Genomic DNA, 16,281 nt, shown 5'->3' on the forward strand with positions numbered 1-16,281 from the left:
AATGTCTCGCGGTTCTGTCCGGTGGAACGTTCCAGCGGAGGTACCCGGCCGGCGGGGCAGGTGCCGGCCGGGCACCGGGGAGGGAGGTCTACTTCTGGTCCTGCCGCGACGTCAGCACGACGGTGCGCTCACCCAGCGGCTCGGACAGCTGGACGGTGAGCGGGGGGAAGCGGATGTCCATCGTGCACATCTGCTTCGTGAGCGGCGTCGTCTCCAGGAGCTCGATCTTCACCGTGGAAGCGTTCTGCTCCAGCACGGACGCGCTCGCCTTGCCGCAGCCGCCCTCCTGGGCGACGACGCCGACGGTCTTCCCGTCCTTCTCCGTCCACACGGTGCGCGGGTGGTCCGGCGCCAGCGCGGTGGCGTCGAGCTTGGTCACGGGTTTGCCGTCCGGCGGAACTTCACCGGGTGCGACGTTGGGCGGCGCCTCGGACGACGGGTCCGAGGGCGCGGTGGCGGTCGGTAGCTCGGGACCGCCACCTGCCCCGGGGCTTGCGTTCTGCGCACTGCCACAGGCCGAGATGACGAGCAGCAGGACGCCAGTGCCAACTACGGTTCCTATGTGCCTCATGTGAAGAGGACGGAACCGCGGTCACAACGGGTTGCAGCGACTTCTCTTCACAGTTACCGGCTGATACCGAAGCGTCACCGGTTCACGGCGGTGACAGCCTCTCGCAAAGCTGACAACCTGGCCGCGGACGCGAGACCCCCGTGGTAGAGGTGGAACTCCTCCACGCCGGCGTCGACGTACGCGAGCCATTCCTTCGCGAGCGCGGCACCGTCGGCGGGCTTCGGCGGCAACCCCAGGACGTACGCGGCGATCCGCGTGTCCGGGGCGACGGCGCGCAGGGCCTCGATGCCGGGCACGGCGACGTCCGGCCCCGGCCAGCACATCGTCGTCAGCACGTCGATGTCGGCGTCGACGCCACCCGCGACGGTCGCGAACGGTCCGGTCCCCCACGGGTCGGCCGTCACGTGCATGCCGATCCGGATCGAAGGCGCGGCAGCACGGATCTCGGAGACCAGCCGCTGCCGCAACGACCGCACCACACCGGTGCGCACGGCCTTCACGTCTTCCGCGAGCGCGCCCAGCGCTTCCTCGACGCTGGACGCCCCGCGATCGACCCCGGCCCGGACCGCTTCACGCAGGGCATCCGGGTCGGCGTACAGGGCGGTGCACGCTGAGCAGAAGCACAGCGACAACAGCTTCTGCTGCACCGCGTTCCAGTCGGTGCCGTCGGTCTTCTCGTGGTGCCCGCCGTGGAAGAACCCCAGCGGCCCGGCGGCCTCCAGGACGATCCCGTCGGGCGCACCGAGTTCCAGCACCTCCGACACCAGCACCGACGTGTACTCGACGACGTCGGGCTGCGCCGTGCACAACGCGTACGGGTAGCGGTCGCCGAACGCGTTCACCACGGTCAGGTCCGGGTGCAGGTCTCCCAGCCGCGAACTGTGCGTCAGCACCGTCCACGCGTACACCGGGAGTCCCGCTGCGCGGACCAGTGCGGCCGCGGCGCCGAACGAGTCCGGACCGTCCACCCAGGACGGTTCGGCCGGCACCAGGCGGCCGTACCTCTCCGCGCGCACCGGCAGGTAGAACGCCGCGTGCCGCGCGTCCACCAGGCGGTGCGACGGGTGCAACGGCGTCGCGGCCCGCACCGTGTGGTACGACGCGGCCAGGGCGATCGCGTCGACGCCGAGGTCCTGGTACCGCGCGACGGCCTCGGGGTCTCCGACCAGGTCCCACGGGTAGGCGTGGACAACCGACTTCACCACCGGGGACGCTTCCTCTCGTAGCTCGGGTCGAACTTCTGCATGTAGCCCGTGTCGTCACGAGCCGTGATGCCGCACTTCTCGTAGTTCTCGGCCATGCGCGCCACCGCGTCGCGGTCGAGCGACACACCGAGACCCGGCGTGACGGGCACCGGCACCGCGCCGTCCACAAAGGACAGCACGCCGGGTTCGACGACCTCGTCGGCCGCGTTCCACGGGTAGTGCGTGTCGCAGGCGTAGTTCAGGTTCGGCGTCGCCGCGGCCAGGTGCGTCATCGCGGCCAGCGAGATGCCGAGGTGCGAGTTCGAGTGCATCGACAGGCCGATGCCGAACGTCTGGCAGATCATCCCGAGCTGCCGCGACCGCTGCAGACCGCCCCAGTAGTGGTGGTCCGACAGCAACACCTGCACGGCGTCCTGCTCGACCGACGGCTTCAGGTGCTCGAACGCGACCACGCACATGTTGGTGGCCAACGGCATCGCCGCCTTCGCGGCGACCTCCGCCATCCCGGAGATCTCCGGCGTCGGGTCCTCCAGGTACTCCAGCACGCCGTCGAGTTCGGCGGCCACGCGCAGCGACGTCTCCACGGACCAGGCCGCGTTCGGGTCGAGCCGCAGCGGGTGGTCCGGGAACGCCTCGCGCAGCGCGCGGATCGCCTCGATCTCCTGCTCCGGCGGGAAGACACCGCCCTTGAGCTTGATCGACCCGAACCCGTACCGCGAGATCATCTTCGACGCCTGCGCGACGATGCCCGCGGGGTCCACGGCCTCGCCCCACTCGTCGGGCTCGGCACCCGGGTGCCCGTCCCACTTGTAGAACAGGTAGGCGGAGTACGGCACCGCGTCCCGGACCTTGCCGCCCAGCAGGTCGTGCACCGGACGCCCCAGGGCCTTGCCCTGGATGTCCAGGCACGCCACCTCGAACGGCGAATACACCCGGTCGACGGTGCTCTCGGCCGTGATCTTCCCGGTCAGCCCGTGCTTGTCCGGCCCGGCCTTGCCGCCGAGCACGGCGGCGACCCGCGCATGCATCTCGTTGAGGGCGAAGACATCAAGGCCGATCAGTGAGTCCACAACGGACCGCGAGCGTTCCAGGTGCCCGAGGTCGCCGTAGGTCTCCCCCAGCCCCGAGATGCCCTCGTCGGTGTGCACCTCGACGATCGTGCGCAGCGCCCACGGCTCGTGCACACCGGCCGAGTTCAGCAGCGGCGGATCCCGGAACGCGATCGGTGTCAGAACAATCTCGGTGATCTTCATCCCGACCGCCCTCTCAGCTCAGCAGTGCCTTACCAGCGGCGATGATCTTGTCCAGTGCGGCGAGGTGCTCGTCGGCCGGGTCGACGAGCGGCGGGCGCACGCCCCCGACGTCGAGGCCGTTCGCGCGCACCGCGGCCTTCACCAGCGCGACCGCGTAGCCGGGCACCGTGTCCCGCAGCTCGACCAGCGGCTTGTAGAACTCGAACAGGAACCGGTTCACCAGCTCGGTGTCACCGGCCTGTACAGCGTTGTAAAAACCGATCGAGATCTCCGGCGCGAAGCAGAACACCGCCGACGAGTAGAGCTCGACCCCGATCGCGCGGTACGCGAGCTGCGTCATCTCCGCGGTCGGCAGGCCGTTGAAGAACTGGAACGGCTTGTCGACGCCCGCGCGGACGGACAGCACGATCCGCTGCATCTGGTCGAGGTCGCCCAGGCCGTCCTTGAAACCGATGACGTTCGGAATCGAGGCGACCTCGACGGCGGTCTCCGGCGTGAACCGCGCGTTGTTGCGCTGGTACACGATGACTGGCAGCTCGCTCGCGCCGGCGGCCTCCGCGACGTAGCGCACGAGACCCGCGGGCGGGTTCGTCACCAGGTACGGCGGCAGCAGCAGGATGCCCTGCGCACCGGCGCGTTCGGCCGCCCGCACGAACTCCTTGGTCTGCGCGATCGACCCACCCGCGCCGGCGAACACCGGCACCCTGCCCGCGGTCGCCTCGACCGCGACGGCGACGGCCCGTTCGAACTCCTCCAGCCCCAGAGCGTGGAACTCGCCGGTGCCGCACGCGACGAACACCGCGCCCGGCCCGGCGGAGACACCGTGCTTGACGTGCTCGGCGAGCACGTCGTACGCGATGTTCCCCTCGCTGTCGAACGGGGTCACCGGAAAGAACAGCACACCATCGAGTTGCATAACCAGACTCATCCCTTGATCGCTCCGGTGGTGATCCCACGCAGGAAGGACTTCTGCAGCGACAGGTACACCACGAGGCTGGGTACCAGCGCCAGCAACGCACCGGCCAGCACGATGCCCGTTCCGACCATGTCGTCGGAGCGGAGCGCGAGAAGTGCGACCGTGAGCGTGTAATCGGAGGGGTCAGCGGCGACGATCAGGGGGAGCAGGTACTGCTCCCAAATCATGTTGAAACCGAACACGGCGATCACGCCGAGCGCGGGTTTGCACAGCGGGAGGATGATCTGCGCGAAGAGACGCAGCTCCCCGGCACCGTCCACTTTGGCCGCTTCCTCCAGCTCGCCGGGGATCTCCTTCATGAACTCCGTCATGACGAAGATGGAGAATCCCCAAGCCCCCAGCGGGAGGATGACGCCCAGCAGGGTGCCCTTGAGACTCACGTGCACCAGCGGTAGGTCTCCGATCACCAGCGACAGCGGGATCGCGATGACCTCCTCCGGCAACATCATCGTGGCGAGGATGACCAGCAGTGCGATGGCCTGACCGCGGAACTTCTTGCGCGCCAACGCGTACGCGGCGAAAACGCTCACCGCCAGCTGCAACAGCAGCGCACCACCCGCGATGATCAGCGAGTTCATCAGGTAGTGCCAGATCTTGTTCTCCGCCGCCACCTGGAAGTTGATGAGCGACGGGTTGTCCGGGACGATCGACAGCTGGGTCGGGTCCGGGTTGTGGTCGAACGCCCCGGAGAAGATGACCAGCAGCGGCCCGCAGAAAAGGATTACAGCGAGGGCCGAGAAGAGGAACCGGATGCCCCGGCTGACCCACGCGTCGGAGCGGGTGGACCAGCCGATGGCGCTGTCGAAACGGCTCGAGTTGACGGTGCTCATCGGGCCTCCCTCCTGCGGCGGTACCACTGCACGCTGACCGTGAGGACCAGTGTTACCAGGAACAACAACACCGAACCAGCGGACGCGAGTCCGGCTTCGGACTGCTCGAACGCCGTGGTGTACACGCGGGTCATCCAGACGTCGGTCGATCCCGCGGGACCACCGCCGGTGAGGACGTACACCTCGGTGAAGACGCGCAGGCCGCGGATCGCCGCCAGCGTCAGGAGGATCGTGATGACCGGCCGCAACGCCGGGAGCGTGACGTTCCAGATCCGTTGCGGCGTCGAGGCCCCGTCGATCGCGGCCGCCTCGTACTGCTGGCGGTCGATGCCGGCGAGCCCGGCGAGGATCAGCACCATGTCGTACGGCGCGTGCTTCCAGATGCCGACGAACATGACCGAGACCAGCGACGTGTCCGTGCTGTGGATGTACTCCCACGGCCCGAGGCCGACCCACGAGATCAGCTCGTTGAGGAAACCCTCGGGCGCCGGGTAGAAGAAGAGCCGCCAGATCTCACCGATGACCGCGGTGGCCGCCACGACGGGCAGGAACACCGCGGACCGCACGAACCACAGCGACTTGGTGTGGCCTTCCAGCAGCAAAGCCAGGAAGAAGCCGATGACCATCGCGCCGATCGTCTGACCGCCGGCCAGCACGAGGGTGTGCCAGCTGGCGGTCAGGAACTTCTCGTCCTGCAGGATCGTCGCGTAGTTCCGGAACCCGACGAAGATGTCCCCGAGGAACGGCCGGACCTCGAACAACGAGAGCCGGATGCCCTCGGCCATCGGGATGAACTTGAAGACCAGGAAGATCAGCGCGGCCGGCAGGAGGAAGAGCCACGGGATGAAGGTGGCTCCCGTGAGGCGACGCCGGCGGCGCCGCCTCACGGGGTGGGTTTCGACGGCACCGCCGCCACTAGCCGTCGAGCCCACGTCTCGGGTTTCGCCGAGTGACTGAACAGAGGTCACTTCGACGCCTTCTGGTTGTCCAGTTCCTTCTTGAGGGCTTCCGCGAGGGTCTTCAGCTCAGCCGAGGAGTCCGCGGGGCACTTCGCGAAGATGGAGTTGAGGGTCTCCGAGGTCTTCTGCCGGAACGGCGCGAAGTTCGGGACGCTGGGGAACGGCCGCGCCTCGCTGGAGTACACGCCCGCCACGGTCGCCCACCGCGGGTCCTGGTACGTCGCGTTGACGTCGACGGTCTTGTTGACGGGCAGGCGCACGACGGGCTGCGGGTCGCCCTTCATGCCGGCCTGCTGCGCCTCGGGCGTGATCAGGTACTCGGCGAGCTTCTTCTGGTCGGCGGTCTTCGCGGAGCCGGCCATCTGGTAGATGTTCTCGCCCTCACCGAGCACGGTGGCGCCGGCCGGTCCCTTGGGGGACGCGACGACCTCGTACTTGTCCTTGCCGATCGACTTGTCGAAGCGGCCGATCATGTACGGGCCGGTGAGGTAGATGCCGCTCTTGCCTGACTCGAACAGCGGGTGCGCGTCGTTCGTGCCGAGGGTCAGCGAGCCGGGCTGCATGACCTTGTCCTCGCAGAAGAGCTTGCGCAGCCGATCGACCGCCTTGGTGGACTCCGGCGAGTCGATGCCGACGCGGAACTTGCCGTCGCCCTCGTCCTCGAGGATGTCGCCGCCGCCCTGCCAGATGTAGCTCGCGGCCCACCAGGCGAGGTAGCCGCGGTCGGTCGTGCCGGGCACGAGCATGCCGTAGGTGTCGTTCTGCCCGTTGCCGTCGGGGTCGTTGAAGGTGAACGCCTTCGCGAGGTCGTCGAGCTCCTCCCACGTGGTGGGGACGGGCTTGCCGAGCTTCTCGCGCCAGTCCTTGCGGATCAGCGTGACCATCGCCTGGGTGGAGTACGGGATGGCGTAGAACTTGCCGTCCGCGCCCTTCCCGTTGTTCCAGGCGCGGTCGACGATGTCGCCGGCACCCGCGACGTCGTCCTTGCTGACCTCGGTCGTCCAGCCCTGCTTGACGAAGTTGCCGAGCGAGCCCGTGTCGGTGATGACGACGTCGGGGAGGTCCTTCGAGGCGGCGCGCTGCTGCACCTGCTTGTCGAAGTCGTTGAAGATCGGCTTGTAGTCGACCTGCACACCGGTCTTCTCGGTGAACGACTTGAAGATCTTCTCGTAGACCTTCGCGGTCGCCTCGGTGGAGCGGGTCCACACCTCCAGAGGCTTGTTCGGGTCCTTGTTGGACGTCGCCGCCGTGCCACCGCCGCCGCATCCCGCGAGCAGCGCGGCCACGCCGAGCGTGGCAAGTGTTGTGGCAGTTCTACGGCGCATCGTCGGAGCCCTTCATGTTCAGATATGTGAACGTGGGTCGTACTTGTGAACCTGGGACAGGACTGTAAGAATCAGCACAGCAACGTGTCAAGGGAAAGTTTCTTTCCTGTTTCGAGGAGGCTGCAGGTGGCGTCGCCGATCGGCAAGGGCACGGCTCGACCCGGCGCGGTGAAGTCCGCCGACCGCACGGTGGAGCTTCTCGAGGTGCTGTCCGCGTCAGACCGCAGGTTGACGCTCACGGAACTGCACCGGGAGCTCAGCTACCCGAAGTCCAGCCTCTACATGTTGCTGCAGACATTGGTGGCGCGAGGCTGGGTGGAGGTCGACTCCGACCGCGGCACGTACGGCATCGGCGTGCGCGCCCTGCTCGTCGGTACGTCCTATTTGGACCACGACCCCGTTGTGCGCGCAGCGATCCGGGTGATGGAGCAGGTGCGCCAGGACATCAACGAGACGGTCCACCTTGCCCGTTTGGACGGTGCGGACGTCGTGTACCTGGCGAGCCGCGAGTCCGAACACCACCTGCGCGTCGTCTCGCGCGTCGGCCGCCGGCTGCCCGCGCACTCGACGTCGCTGGGCAAGGCCGTGCTGTCGACGCGCACGCCGGAGGACGTCGATCTGATCCTGCCCGCCGAGCTGTCGCCGCTGACCCCGAACACCGTGACCGACCGGGCGGCGTTGCACGAGCAGCTCGCCGGGTTCCGCAACGTCGGCTACGCCCACGAACGCGAGGAGAACACGCCCGGACTGGGCTGCTTCGCGGTGGCGTTGCCCTACCGCAATCCCGTGCTGGACGCGATGAGCTGCTCGGTCCCGCTGGGCAGGCTCACGCCCGAGCACGAACGGCAGGTCGTCGCGGCACTGCTCGACGCCGCGCGGACGATCACCGAGCTGCTGCGCCAGTTCGGCCGTTGACGTCGTACCGAAAACCTGAACAAGACGGAGGGTTCCATCCCGTGACCGCACGCATCCTGATCACCGGCGCCGGCGGCGGGGTGGGCACGCTCATGCGCACCCGTCTCGCGGCGCAGGGCCGTGTCCTGCGGCTGCTGGACATCGCGGAGCTGCCCGCCGCCGCCGACGGCGAGAACGTCGAGCTCGTCGAGGCCTCGGTGACCGACATGGCCGCGATGGAGGCGGCGATGAAGGACGTCGACGCGGTGATCCACCTCGGCGGCCACAGCCTGGAAGAGTCGTGGGACAAGATCCTGCGGGTCAACATCGACGGCACGCACACGGTGCTGGAGGCCGCCCGGCGCAGCGGGGTCCGCCGCGTCGTGCTGGCGAGCTCGAACCACGCGGTCGGCTACGTCGAACGAGCGGACGGCGAGGCGGGTGACTACGCGTTCCCGCGCCCGGACACGTACTACGGGGTGTCCAAAGTGGCCTTGGAGGCGCTGGGGTCGCTGTACGCCGACCGCTACGGCCTGGACGTGATCGCGATCCGCATCGGGTCGTGCTTCGAGAAGCCGCGCGACGTGCGGATGCTGTCGACGTGGATGTCCCCCGACGACGGCGCGCGCCTGTTCGAGGCCTGCCTCTCCGTCGAGTCACCCGGATTCCGGATCGTCTGGGGGGTTTCGGACAACAAGCGCGGCTGGTTCTCTCTGGACGAGGCGCGCGCGATCGGGTACGAGCCGCAGGACGACTCCGAGGAGTACGCGGCCGCGGTGCTGGAGCAGCACGGTGAACTCGACCCCTCGTCGCCCGCGGCGAGGTTCGTTGGCGGGGCCTGGTGCGGCCCCGATTTCGACACGGCAGTCAAGGAGGCAGGGCGTTGAGCCACGTCGTTCAGGGATACAACCCGCGCACCGGTGAGCCGTTCGGCGAGCCGGTCGCCAAGACGCCCGACAGCGAGGTGGATCGGATCGCCTCGGCCGCGGCCGTCGCGTTCACGGCGTGGTCGGCGGTCCCGGCGGCGGACCGCGCCGTGGTGCTGGAGAAGGTCGCGGACGCGATCGACGCCGAGTCGCCGTTGCTGATCGAGACGGCCGACGGCGAGACGGCGCTGGGCGTGCCGCGGCTGACGACCGAGCTGAAGCGCACGACGAACCAGCTGCGGCTGTTCGCCGAGGTGCTGCGCGAGGGCAGCTACGTCGAGGCCACGCTGGACACGGCGAACCCGGACATCATCCCGCCGCGACCGGTGCTGCGGCGCGTGCTCCGTCCACTCGGGACGGTCGCGGTGTTCTCCGCGTCGAACTTCCCGTTCGCGTTCTCGGTGGCCGGTGGGGACACCGCCTCCGCGCTGGCGTCCGGCTGTTCCGTCGTGGTGAAGGCGCACTCGGCGCACCCGTCGACGTCGCGGGAGACCGCGCGGGTCGTCGTGGACGCGCTGCGCGAGGCCGGTGCGCCGGAGGGCGTGTTCGGGATCGTGTACGGCACCGAGGCCGGTGTCGCGCTGGTGAAGCACGCCGCGGTGCGCGCGGTCGGGTTCACCGGGTCCACCGGCGGTGGGCGCGCGTTGTTCGACCTGGCCCAGGGCCGGCCGGACCCCATCCCGTTCTACGGTGAGCTGGGCAGCGTGAACCCGACGGTGATCCTGCCGGGCGCGGCGACGCCGGACATCGCGGCCGGGTTCGCCCAGTCGCTGGTGATGGGCGTCGGGCAGTTCTGCACGAACCCAGGCCTGGTGTTCGCACCGGAGTCGATCGTGCCCACGCTGGGCGAGGCCGTCGCGGCGTCGTCGGGCGGCGCGATGCTGAACGAGCGGATGTGCGACTCCTACAAGGCGGGCACGGACGCGCTGGCCGCGTCGGACCTGGTGTCCGTGGTGTCGACGGGGGTGCGCCCGGACGAGGCGTGGGCCGTCGCGCCGCTGCTGTTCAGCACGCCGGTGAAGGTGTTCGAGGAGAACCTGGAGAAGCTGACCGAGGAGCATTTCGGCCCGGCGGCCCTGGTCGTCACCTACTCGTCGCCGGCGGAGCTGCACTCGGTGCTCGCGAAGCTGCCGGGCACGCTGACCGGCACGGTGCACGCGGCCGAGTCCGACCACGCCGAGGCCGGTGAGGTCGCCGAGATTCTGCGGCGCGTGGCGGGCCGGCTGATCTTCAACGCCTGGCCGACCGGTGTCGCGGTGGCGTGGGGCCAGCACCACGGTGGTCCGTGGCCCGCGACGACGAACCCGCTGCACACGTCGGTCGGTGCCACGTCGATCCGGCGCTGGATCGCGCCGGTGACCTACCAGTCGTGGCCGGACGCGCTGCTGCCGGCCGAACTCCAGGACGCGAACCCGCTGGGCATCCCGCGTCGGGTGGACGGCGTGCTCGGCACGCACTGACCGCTCCGCGGACACGGGGTCGCCGGCTTCTCGCCGGCGGCCCCGTTTCTCTTTGCGCGCTCCCTCTCCAGTCCCGCCGAAGCGGTTTCCCGGGCGTCCCTAATGAGACGCCCGGGACCGGGGGATTACTCGGTTATAACCAGTAAGACGAGGTCTTCGGCCTATTCGTGTCTGCGACATGTCACCCGCTCAACAGCAGACCGATGTGTGAATGAATTCGACAGGTCTTTTTGGGGCCAGCCGGGGCAAGATGGGTTTATCGCACGGCTAAGTCCAGGGGAGCGGGACATGACCGACCTGCGTTTCGCATGGCTTGAGATCACCGGAAAATGCCAGCTGAGCTGCACCCACTGCTACGCCGACTCCGGACCGCGGGGTGACTCGGGAAGACTCGGAACCGCTGATTGGTTCCGCGCCGTCGACGCCGTCGCCGCACTCGGCGCGCGCTCGGTTCAGTTCATCGGCGGCGAACCCACATTGCACCCGGATTTACCGCACTTCATCGACCGCGCGCTGACCGCGGGACTCGAGGTCGAGGTGTTCAGCAATCTCGTGCACATCGGCCCGCGCCTGTGGGAGTCCTTCTCCCGTCCCGGTGTGCGCCTGGCGACCAGTTACTACTCCGCCACCCCTGCCCGGCACGAGACCGTCACGCGCCGCCGGGGCAGCCACGCCCGGACCCGTGCCAACATCGCCGAGGCGGTGAGCCGGGACATCCCCCTGCGCGCCGGCGTGATCGACGTCGGCTCCCCCGCTCCCGTCCAGGCAGCGGTCGCCGATCTGAAGTCGCTCGGAGTCGTGTCGATCGGCACGGACCGGCAACGGGCCGTGGGCCGGGGCGCAAACGCTTTCGCACTGGACCAGCTGTGCGGCCGCTGCGGCGACGGCGCCGTCGCGATCGCCCCGTCCGGCGACGTCTGGCCGTGCGTCTTCGCCCGCCGAGTCAGTCTCGGCAATGTATTGGATACTGATCTGGCGACGATCCTGTCGAAGTCGACGTACCGGCCGCCGGTGCCGACGGGCGCGTCGTGCTGGCCCCAGGGCGGCGGTTCCTGCGCGCCGAACGACGACCCGCCGCGTTAAGCGTGGTGCCCGGCCGCGGTGGCGATCGCCCTCGCGCACTCGACGGCCTCGGCCTTCGCGCTGTCGACCTCGACGTCGTAGGTCATCCCGCGATGCACCAGCTCGGCCTGCGCTTCGGCCATCCCAGCCACCCGGTCGCCCCGAGCGAGCTCGCGCCCGGCGGCGACGACGGCGTCGCACCGCACCCCGACCCACACGACGTCGAGCCCGTCGAGCGCCGACTCCCACCGTTTCCTCGACTCGGCCCCGCCGAGGAAGACGTCGTCGACGATCACCCGCGCCCCGGCGCGCACCATCGCCGCGACGCCCGCCATCCACGCGTCCTCCAGCAGCTGGAACTCGGCCCCTACGCTGACCTCGCCGTCGACGCCGAACCCGATGCCCTCGGACCCGAGCCGCAACCGCGCCGGCATCACGTCGATCAGCGTGTCGACGCCGATCGCGAGCCACGCCTCGGGCAACACCGCCTGCAGACACCGGGCGATCCCCGACTTGCCGGAGCTGGACCCACCGTTGAGCACGATCACCTGAGCAGTCGACACGCCCCGACCGTACCCAGTCGTGTCCTCCGAGAATCCGGATCAGCGCCGCGCCGCGCTCGCCCGCCGTTCCGCCTCCAGCTCGCGCCGGTACCCGAGGAAGTCGACCTCCAGCGTGTGCCGCGACGACTTCACGTACCGCCGCCGCAGCCGTTCCCGGTACGCGGTGATCTCGGCCTTCATCTCCGGCACCGGCGGCAGCGCCCCGCGTCCCGAGATCAGGTCGGCGACCCACTCGGCCTGCGCCTCGGCCAGCGGCATGATCGCGCCGAGCGGCTGGATCAGCCCGAGGAAGTACAGCCCGGGGTGCGCCGGGTCGACGACCCGCCGGTACAGCGCCACGTCGTTGCCCGCGTCCGACACCGCCGGGAACTCCGCGCCGTCCAGGAACGGGAACTCCACCTTGTAGCCGGTGCAGTAGACGATCACGTCGACGTCCTCGCGCGACCCGTCCGCGAACACGACGCCGGACCCGTCGAGGCGCGCCAGGTTCGGCTTGACGGTGATGTCTCCGTGCCCGAGCCGGGTCAGCAGGTCGTCGGACACCGTCGGGTGCGCCGCGAGGATGCCGTGCGACGGTTCCTGCAGTCCGTAGTCAGACAGCCGCCCGCGCGCCAGCCGCAGCATCGCCCGCAACGACAGCGCCTGGAGCCAAGCGGGCGCGAAGCGAGCGAGGGGCGACGTCGTCAGGTGGTCGGTCGGCATGCCGAACAGGTATTTCGGCATGATGTGCGCGCCCCGGCGCATGGCGAGAAATGTCCGGGCGGACACCCGGGACGTCTCGACCGCGATGTCGCACGCCGAATTGCCGATGCCGAGAACCAGCACCTTCTTGCCGGCGAATCGTTCCGGCGTCTTGTAGAAGTGCGCGTGCGTCTGTTCGCCGTCGAACGAGCCGGGAAACGCGGGTTCCGGCATCCGCGGCGACCAGTGGTGCCCGTTCGCGACGATTACTGAACGATAGACACCCGAAATCTCCTCGCCGCTGTCGCGATCGCGGGACGTCACCGAATAGCCGCCGGGTGCGACGGAAACGGAGGTCACCTCGGTGCGGAACCGGATGCGGTCGCGGAACCCGTGGTGCTTGACGAAGTCGTCGAAGTACTCGGCGATCTGGAAGTGCGACGGATAAGCGGGCAGATGCGCGGGCATCGGGAAGGACCTGTACTCCATCATCTGCCGCGACGTGTTGATGTGGAGTGAGCGGTAGGCCGACGACATGCCGTTGTCGTTGAGGTAACGCCAGTTGCCGCCGATCTCCGACCCGGCCTCGAGGCAGTCGTACTCGATGCCGCGGGCGCTGAGCACCTGACATGCGGCGATGCCGGACGAGCCCGCCCCGATGACGCACACGCGTTCCATGCGACCGAAGTATTTTCACGTTCCGCGCCGCTGTCAATCACCACACCGGACGGCCATGACGGCCCGCACGACAGGCACGACGGGACCGCAGTGTCCGCACGGCAGGCAAGACGACGGCCGTGCGCGCGAACTGTGCGGCAACACCTCTCCCCTGCGGCCCGCGCCCGGCACCTGGCCGTCGCAGCACCCGGTGATCGCGTCGCTCACCTGGGTCGTGATCCTCCCGCTGGCCTTCGCCCCGCCGGCCAACCACCAGCACAGGCGCGCCGCGGCCCGCTCCGAAAACCCTTTGGTGGAACGGCAAACCGCCACCTAACCTCGAACGCATGGCAGCAACCCTGGTCCGCGGTCAGAACGTGGACATTCGCATGTGGACTCGACCGGAAGAGGTCGAGGAGTTCGCCATGCGGCAGTTGCAGAACATCTCCTCGCTGCCCTGGGCTTTCAAGCACGTCGCGGTCATGCCGGACGTGCACTACGGCAAGGGTGCCACGGTGGGTTCGGTGATCGCGTTGCGCGACGCCGTCTCCCCCGCGGCGGTCGGCGTGGACATCGGCTGCGGCATGACCGCCGTGCGCACCTCGCTCACGGCCAACGACCTGCCGGAGACACTGCGCGGACTGCGGTCCCGCATGGAGTCCGTGGTCCCCGTCGGGTTCGGACAACACCGCGCGACGGCGTTCACCGACAGGGACGCGTCCGACTGGGGCGCGTTCTGGCGGAAGTTCGACGACCTCACGCCGGTCGTGAAGGCGCGTGCCGACAAGGCGATGCACCAGATGGGCACGCTCGGCGGCGGCAACCACTTCCTGGAGGTGTGCCTCGACGGCGACCAGCAGGTGTGGGTCATGCTGCACTCGGGGTCGCGCGGGATCGGCAACGAGCTGGCGCAGCACCACATCGCGGTGGCGCGCACGCTCGCGCACAACGCCGAGCTGCCGGACCCGGACCTCGCCGTGTTCCTCGCGGGCACGCCGGAGATGGCGTCCTACCGGCACGACCTGTACTGGGCGCAGGACTACGCGCGCCGCAACCGCGCCGTCATGCTGCGCCTGGTGTGCGACGTGCTGCGCGGGGAGTTCCCGCAGATCTCCTTCGACGAACCCATCTCGGCCCATCACAACTACGTCGCCGAGGAGAACCACTTCGGCGAGGACGTGCTGGTGACGCGCAAGGGCGCGATCCGTGCCGGACGGGGCGAGCTGGGCATCATCCCGGGCTCCATGGGCACCGGGTCGTACATCGTGCGCGGGCTGGGGAACCCCGACTCGTTCATGTCGGCGTCGCACGGCGCCGGCCGGAAGATGTCGCGCAACAAGGCCCGCAAGACGTTCACGACGAAAGATCTCGCCGCCCAGACAAGTGGTGTCGAGTGCCGCAAGGACTCCGGCGTCGTGGACGAGATTCCGGGCGCCTACAAGGACATCGACGCGGTGATGGCGAACCAGTCCGACCTGGTCGAGGTGGTCGCCAAGCTCAAGCAGGTGGTTTGTATCAAGGGTTGATGTTTCCCTTGTGAGTGAACGGGAAAGCCTCCCGGAAAGCCAAAGAGTTTGCCTGTCTTGGAGGTTTTTCCATGTCAACGGGCGCCATCATCGGCGTTGTGGTCGCGGTGGTCGCGGCATTGGTGATCCTCGCGATCGTGCTGAGGCCCGCCATGCAGCGCAAGAAGCTCCGCGACCGCTTCGGCCCTGAGTACGACCGCGTGGTCGAACGCAGCGACAACAGATCCGCTGCGGAGAAGGAGCTCGCTGAGCGGGAACACCGCCACAGCGAGTTCGACCTGAAGCCGCTTTCCCCGACGGCGCAGGACAGTTACCGCCGGCACTGGGCGACCGTGCAGGCGAAGTTCGTCGACTCGCCGGAGAGCGCCATCTCCGACGCCGACCGCCTCGTGACCGATCTGATGGCCGAGCGCGGGTACCCCACCGAGGGGTACGAGGCGCAGCTGAGCGTTCTGTCCGTCGAGCACGCGAGGACGCTGGAGCACTACCGCAAGGCGCACGACATCTCGGAGCGCCAGGAGATCGGCGAGGCGAGCACCGAGGACCTGCGCACCGCGATGGTGCACTACCGCGAGCTGTTCACCGATCTGCTCGAACGCGGCGCCGCGCCGCGCAAGGACTCCGAAGCCGTGCGGAAGGAGAAGACCGATGTCTGAGGCCCCCACCCACGCCGCCGGCGTTCCCACTCCGGCCCGGCCCCAGCAAACGCCCCAGCAGCAGGAACGCACGCCCCAGCAGGCACAGCGCGCCGACGTGCAACACACTGAGGCGCAACGGGTTGACGCACAGCGGGCTGACGCGCAGCGGGTCGACGCACAACGCACCGAGGCTCAGCGCACGGACACACAGCGCACGGATGCACAGCGAGCCGACAACCAGCGCACGGACGCACAGCGGACCGAACATCAGCGCACGGAACCGCAACGCACCGAACAGCGCCACGCGGAACCGCAGCGCCACGCGGAGTCGCGTCCGATCGGCAAGCTGGAAGACGAGTGGCAGGCCGTGCAGTACGACTTCGTCGACGACCCGAAGGCCGCGGTCCGCAAGGCCGACGACCTCGTGGCTCGGGCGCTGGAGGAACTCACCAGCCGCCACCGTTCCCTCACCAAGCAGCTCGAGGGAAACAGTGATCCACAGACCGAGGACCTGCGACTGGCTCTCCACCGCTATCGGGAACTCTTCAAGTCGCTGGTCGCCGTCAAATAAGTGCTGGAAGCCCCGGCGCCGTGGCCGTAACAGGTGGCGGCGCCGGCAGGCATGTCCGGACTAGAGGCTGTTTGAGGTTCGGATCTTGGTGGTTCTCGGTGGTGTGCTGGTCGGGCTGGTAGAACTCGGTTGTGGCGCGTTTTGATGTGACCGATGCCGAGTGGGCGTTGATCGAGCCGCTGGT

General features: G+C 68.7%; 17 protein-coding genes. 7 read left to right on the forward strand and 10 right to left on the reverse strand.

Annotation, left to right across the window (positions count from 1 at the left end; genetic code table 11):
- Positions 1 to 88: 88 nt before the first annotated feature.
- The 7 genes from QSK25_RS43690 to QSK25_RS43720 all read right to left on the reverse strand — a co-directional run bounded on the left by QSK25_RS43690 (position 89) and on the right by QSK25_RS43720 (position 7,119).
- A complete protein-coding gene (locus QSK25_RS43690; protein ID WP_285647450.1) occupies positions 89 to 379 on the reverse strand; it encodes a hypothetical protein in 291 nt (96 codons plus the stop codon).
- A gap of 266 nt (positions 380 to 645) precedes the next feature.
- Positions 646 to 1,773: a hypothetical protein gene (locus tag QSK25_RS43695; RefSeq protein ID WP_285647451.1), complete on the reverse strand. Its 1,128-nt coding sequence runs from the start codon at positions 1,771 to 1,773 to the stop codon at positions 646 to 648.
- Positions 1,770 to 3,029 (reverse strand): glucarate dehydratase family protein, encoded by a 1,260-nt coding sequence (locus tag QSK25_RS43700; protein WP_285647453.1) that lies wholly within the window; start codon positions 3,027 to 3,029, stop codon positions 1,770 to 1,772. The genes QSK25_RS43695 and QSK25_RS43700 overlap by 4 nt, the downstream gene beginning before the upstream one ends.
- Positions 3,030 to 3,042: 13 nt before the next feature.
- Complete coding sequence (locus QSK25_RS43705) at positions 3,043 to 3,945, reverse strand: 5-dehydro-4-deoxyglucarate dehydratase (protein WP_285647454.1); 903 nt, start codon at positions 3,943 to 3,945, stop codon at positions 3,043 to 3,045.
- Positions 3,946 to 3,953: 8 nt separating this feature from the next.
- Complete coding sequence (locus QSK25_RS43710; protein WP_285647456.1) at positions 3,954 to 4,835, reverse strand: carbohydrate ABC transporter permease; 882 nt, start codon at positions 4,833 to 4,835, stop codon at positions 3,954 to 3,956.
- Complete coding sequence (locus tag QSK25_RS43715) at positions 4,832 to 5,722, reverse strand: carbohydrate ABC transporter permease (RefSeq protein ID WP_285647457.1); 891 nt, start codon at positions 5,720 to 5,722, stop codon at positions 4,832 to 4,834. Before QSK25_RS43715 ends, QSK25_RS43710 begins: the two co-directional genes overlap by 4 nt.
- Positions 5,723 to 5,799: 77 nt before the next feature.
- The gene (locus QSK25_RS43720; RefSeq protein ID WP_285647458.1) at positions 5,800 to 7,119 is read right to left on the reverse strand and encodes an ABC transporter substrate-binding protein; all 1,320 of its coding nucleotides are present in this window, start codon (positions 7,117 to 7,119) and stop codon (positions 5,800 to 5,802) included.
- Between the two features lie 126 nt (positions 7,120 to 7,245).
- On the opposite strand from QSK25_RS43720, the gene QSK25_RS43725 reads away from it, so the two are divergent.
- From QSK25_RS43725 to QSK25_RS43740, 4 genes are all read left to right on the forward strand, one after another.
- A complete protein-coding gene (locus QSK25_RS43725; RefSeq protein WP_285647459.1) occupies positions 7,246 to 8,034 on the forward strand; it encodes an IclR family transcriptional regulator in 789 nt (262 codons plus the stop codon).
- Positions 8,035 to 8,075: 41 nt separating this feature from the next.
- A complete protein-coding gene (locus QSK25_RS43730) occupies positions 8,076 to 8,900 on the forward strand; it encodes an NAD-dependent epimerase/dehydratase family protein (protein ID WP_285647460.1) in 825 nt (274 codons plus the stop codon).
- The gene (locus tag QSK25_RS43735) at positions 8,897 to 10,399 is read left to right on the forward strand and encodes an aldehyde dehydrogenase (NADP(+)) (protein ID WP_285647461.1); all 1,503 of its coding nucleotides are present in this window, start codon (positions 8,897 to 8,899) and stop codon (positions 10,397 to 10,399) included. Before QSK25_RS43730 ends, QSK25_RS43735 begins: the two co-directional genes overlap by 4 nt.
- A gap of 288 nt (positions 10,400 to 10,687) precedes the next feature.
- The gene (locus tag QSK25_RS43740; protein ID WP_285647462.1) at positions 10,688 to 11,482 is read left to right on the forward strand and encodes a radical SAM/SPASM domain-containing protein; all 795 of its coding nucleotides are present in this window, start codon (positions 10,688 to 10,690) and stop codon (positions 11,480 to 11,482) included.
- On the opposite strand, the gene cpt is transcribed toward QSK25_RS43740, so the two are convergent.
- Both cpt and QSK25_RS43750 read right to left on the reverse strand, forming a co-directional pair.
- Positions 11,479 to 12,024, reverse strand: a complete 546-nt coding sequence (gene cpt / locus QSK25_RS43745) for a chloramphenicol phosphotransferase CPT (RefSeq protein ID WP_285647464.1) — start codon at positions 12,022 to 12,024, stop codon at positions 11,479 to 11,481. The genes QSK25_RS43740 and cpt overlap by 4 nt on opposite strands.
- Positions 12,025 to 12,063: 39 nt before the next feature.
- Positions 12,064 to 13,383: a flavin-containing monooxygenase gene (locus QSK25_RS43750; protein ID WP_285647465.1), complete on the reverse strand. Its 1,320-nt coding sequence runs from the start codon at positions 13,381 to 13,383 to the stop codon at positions 12,064 to 12,066.
- Positions 13,384 to 13,709: 326 nt separating this feature from the next.
- Between QSK25_RS43750 and QSK25_RS43755 the strand changes: the two genes are divergently transcribed.
- The 3 genes from QSK25_RS43755 (at position 13,710) to QSK25_RS43765 (ending at position 16,097) form a co-directional block, all read left to right on the forward strand.
- Positions 13,710 to 14,888 carry an RtcB family protein gene (locus QSK25_RS43755; RefSeq protein WP_285647466.1) on the forward strand — a complete coding sequence of 393 codons (1,179 nt, stop codon included), beginning with the start codon at positions 13,710 to 13,712 and terminating at the stop codon, positions 14,886 to 14,888.
- A gap of 71 nt (positions 14,889 to 14,959) precedes the next feature.
- Positions 14,960 to 15,544, forward strand: a complete 585-nt coding sequence (locus tag QSK25_RS43760) for a hypothetical protein (RefSeq protein WP_285647467.1) — start codon at positions 14,960 to 14,962, stop codon at positions 15,542 to 15,544.
- Positions 15,537 to 16,097: a hypothetical protein gene (locus QSK25_RS43765; RefSeq protein WP_285647468.1), complete on the forward strand. Its 561-nt coding sequence runs from the start codon at positions 15,537 to 15,539 to the stop codon at positions 16,095 to 16,097. The genes QSK25_RS43760 and QSK25_RS43765 overlap by 8 nt, the downstream gene beginning before the upstream one ends.
- Here QSK25_RS43765 and QSK25_RS43770 read toward each other — a convergent pair.
- A partial coding sequence (locus QSK25_RS43770; RefSeq protein ID WP_285647469.1) for a hypothetical protein occupies positions 16,090 to 16,281 on the reverse strand: 192 nt, incomplete at its 5' end. The two genes, QSK25_RS43765 and QSK25_RS43770, sit on opposite strands and share 8 nt — an antisense overlap.

Origin of the sequence: Lentzea sp. NBRC 102530, assembly GCF_030269365.1 — a bacterium.
Classification (GTDB): Bacteria; Actinomycetota; Actinomycetes; order Mycobacteriales; family Pseudonocardiaceae; genus Lentzea.

Excerpts from the sequence above, each read along its gene's own strand:
- QSK25_RS43765 (WP_285647468.1), top strand. The coding sequence starts at position 15,537 with ATGTCTGAGGCCCCCACCCACGCCGCCGGCGTTCCCACTCCGGCCCGG.
- QSK25_RS43750 (WP_285647465.1), bottom strand. The coding sequence starts at position 13,383 with ATGGAACGCGTGTGCGTCATCGGGGCGGGCTCGTCCGGCATCGCCGCA.
- QSK25_RS43755 (WP_285647466.1), top strand. The coding sequence starts at position 13,710 with ATGGCAGCAACCCTGGTCCGCGGTCAGAACGTGGACATTCGCATGTGG.
- QSK25_RS43760 (WP_285647467.1), top strand. The coding sequence starts at position 14,960 with ATGTCAACGGGCGCCATCATCGGCGTTGTGGTCGCGGTGGTCGCGGCA.
- QSK25_RS43710 (WP_285647456.1), bottom strand. The coding sequence starts at position 4,835 with ATGAGCACCGTCAACTCGAGCCGTTTCGACAGCGCCATCGGCTGGTCC.
- QSK25_RS43700 (WP_285647453.1), bottom strand. The coding sequence starts at position 3,029 with ATGAAGATCACCGAGATTGTTCTGACACCGATCGCGTTCCGGGATCCG.
- QSK25_RS43740 (WP_285647462.1), top strand. The coding sequence starts at position 10,688 with ATGACCGACCTGCGTTTCGCATGGCTTGAGATCACCGGAAAATGCCAG.
- QSK25_RS43705 (WP_285647454.1), bottom strand. The coding sequence starts at position 3,945 with ATGCAACTCGATGGTGTGCTGTTCTTTCCGGTGACCCCGTTCGACAGC.
- QSK25_RS43720 (WP_285647458.1), bottom strand. The coding sequence starts at position 7,119 with ATGCGCCGTAGAACTGCCACAACACTTGCCACGCTCGGCGTGGCCGCG.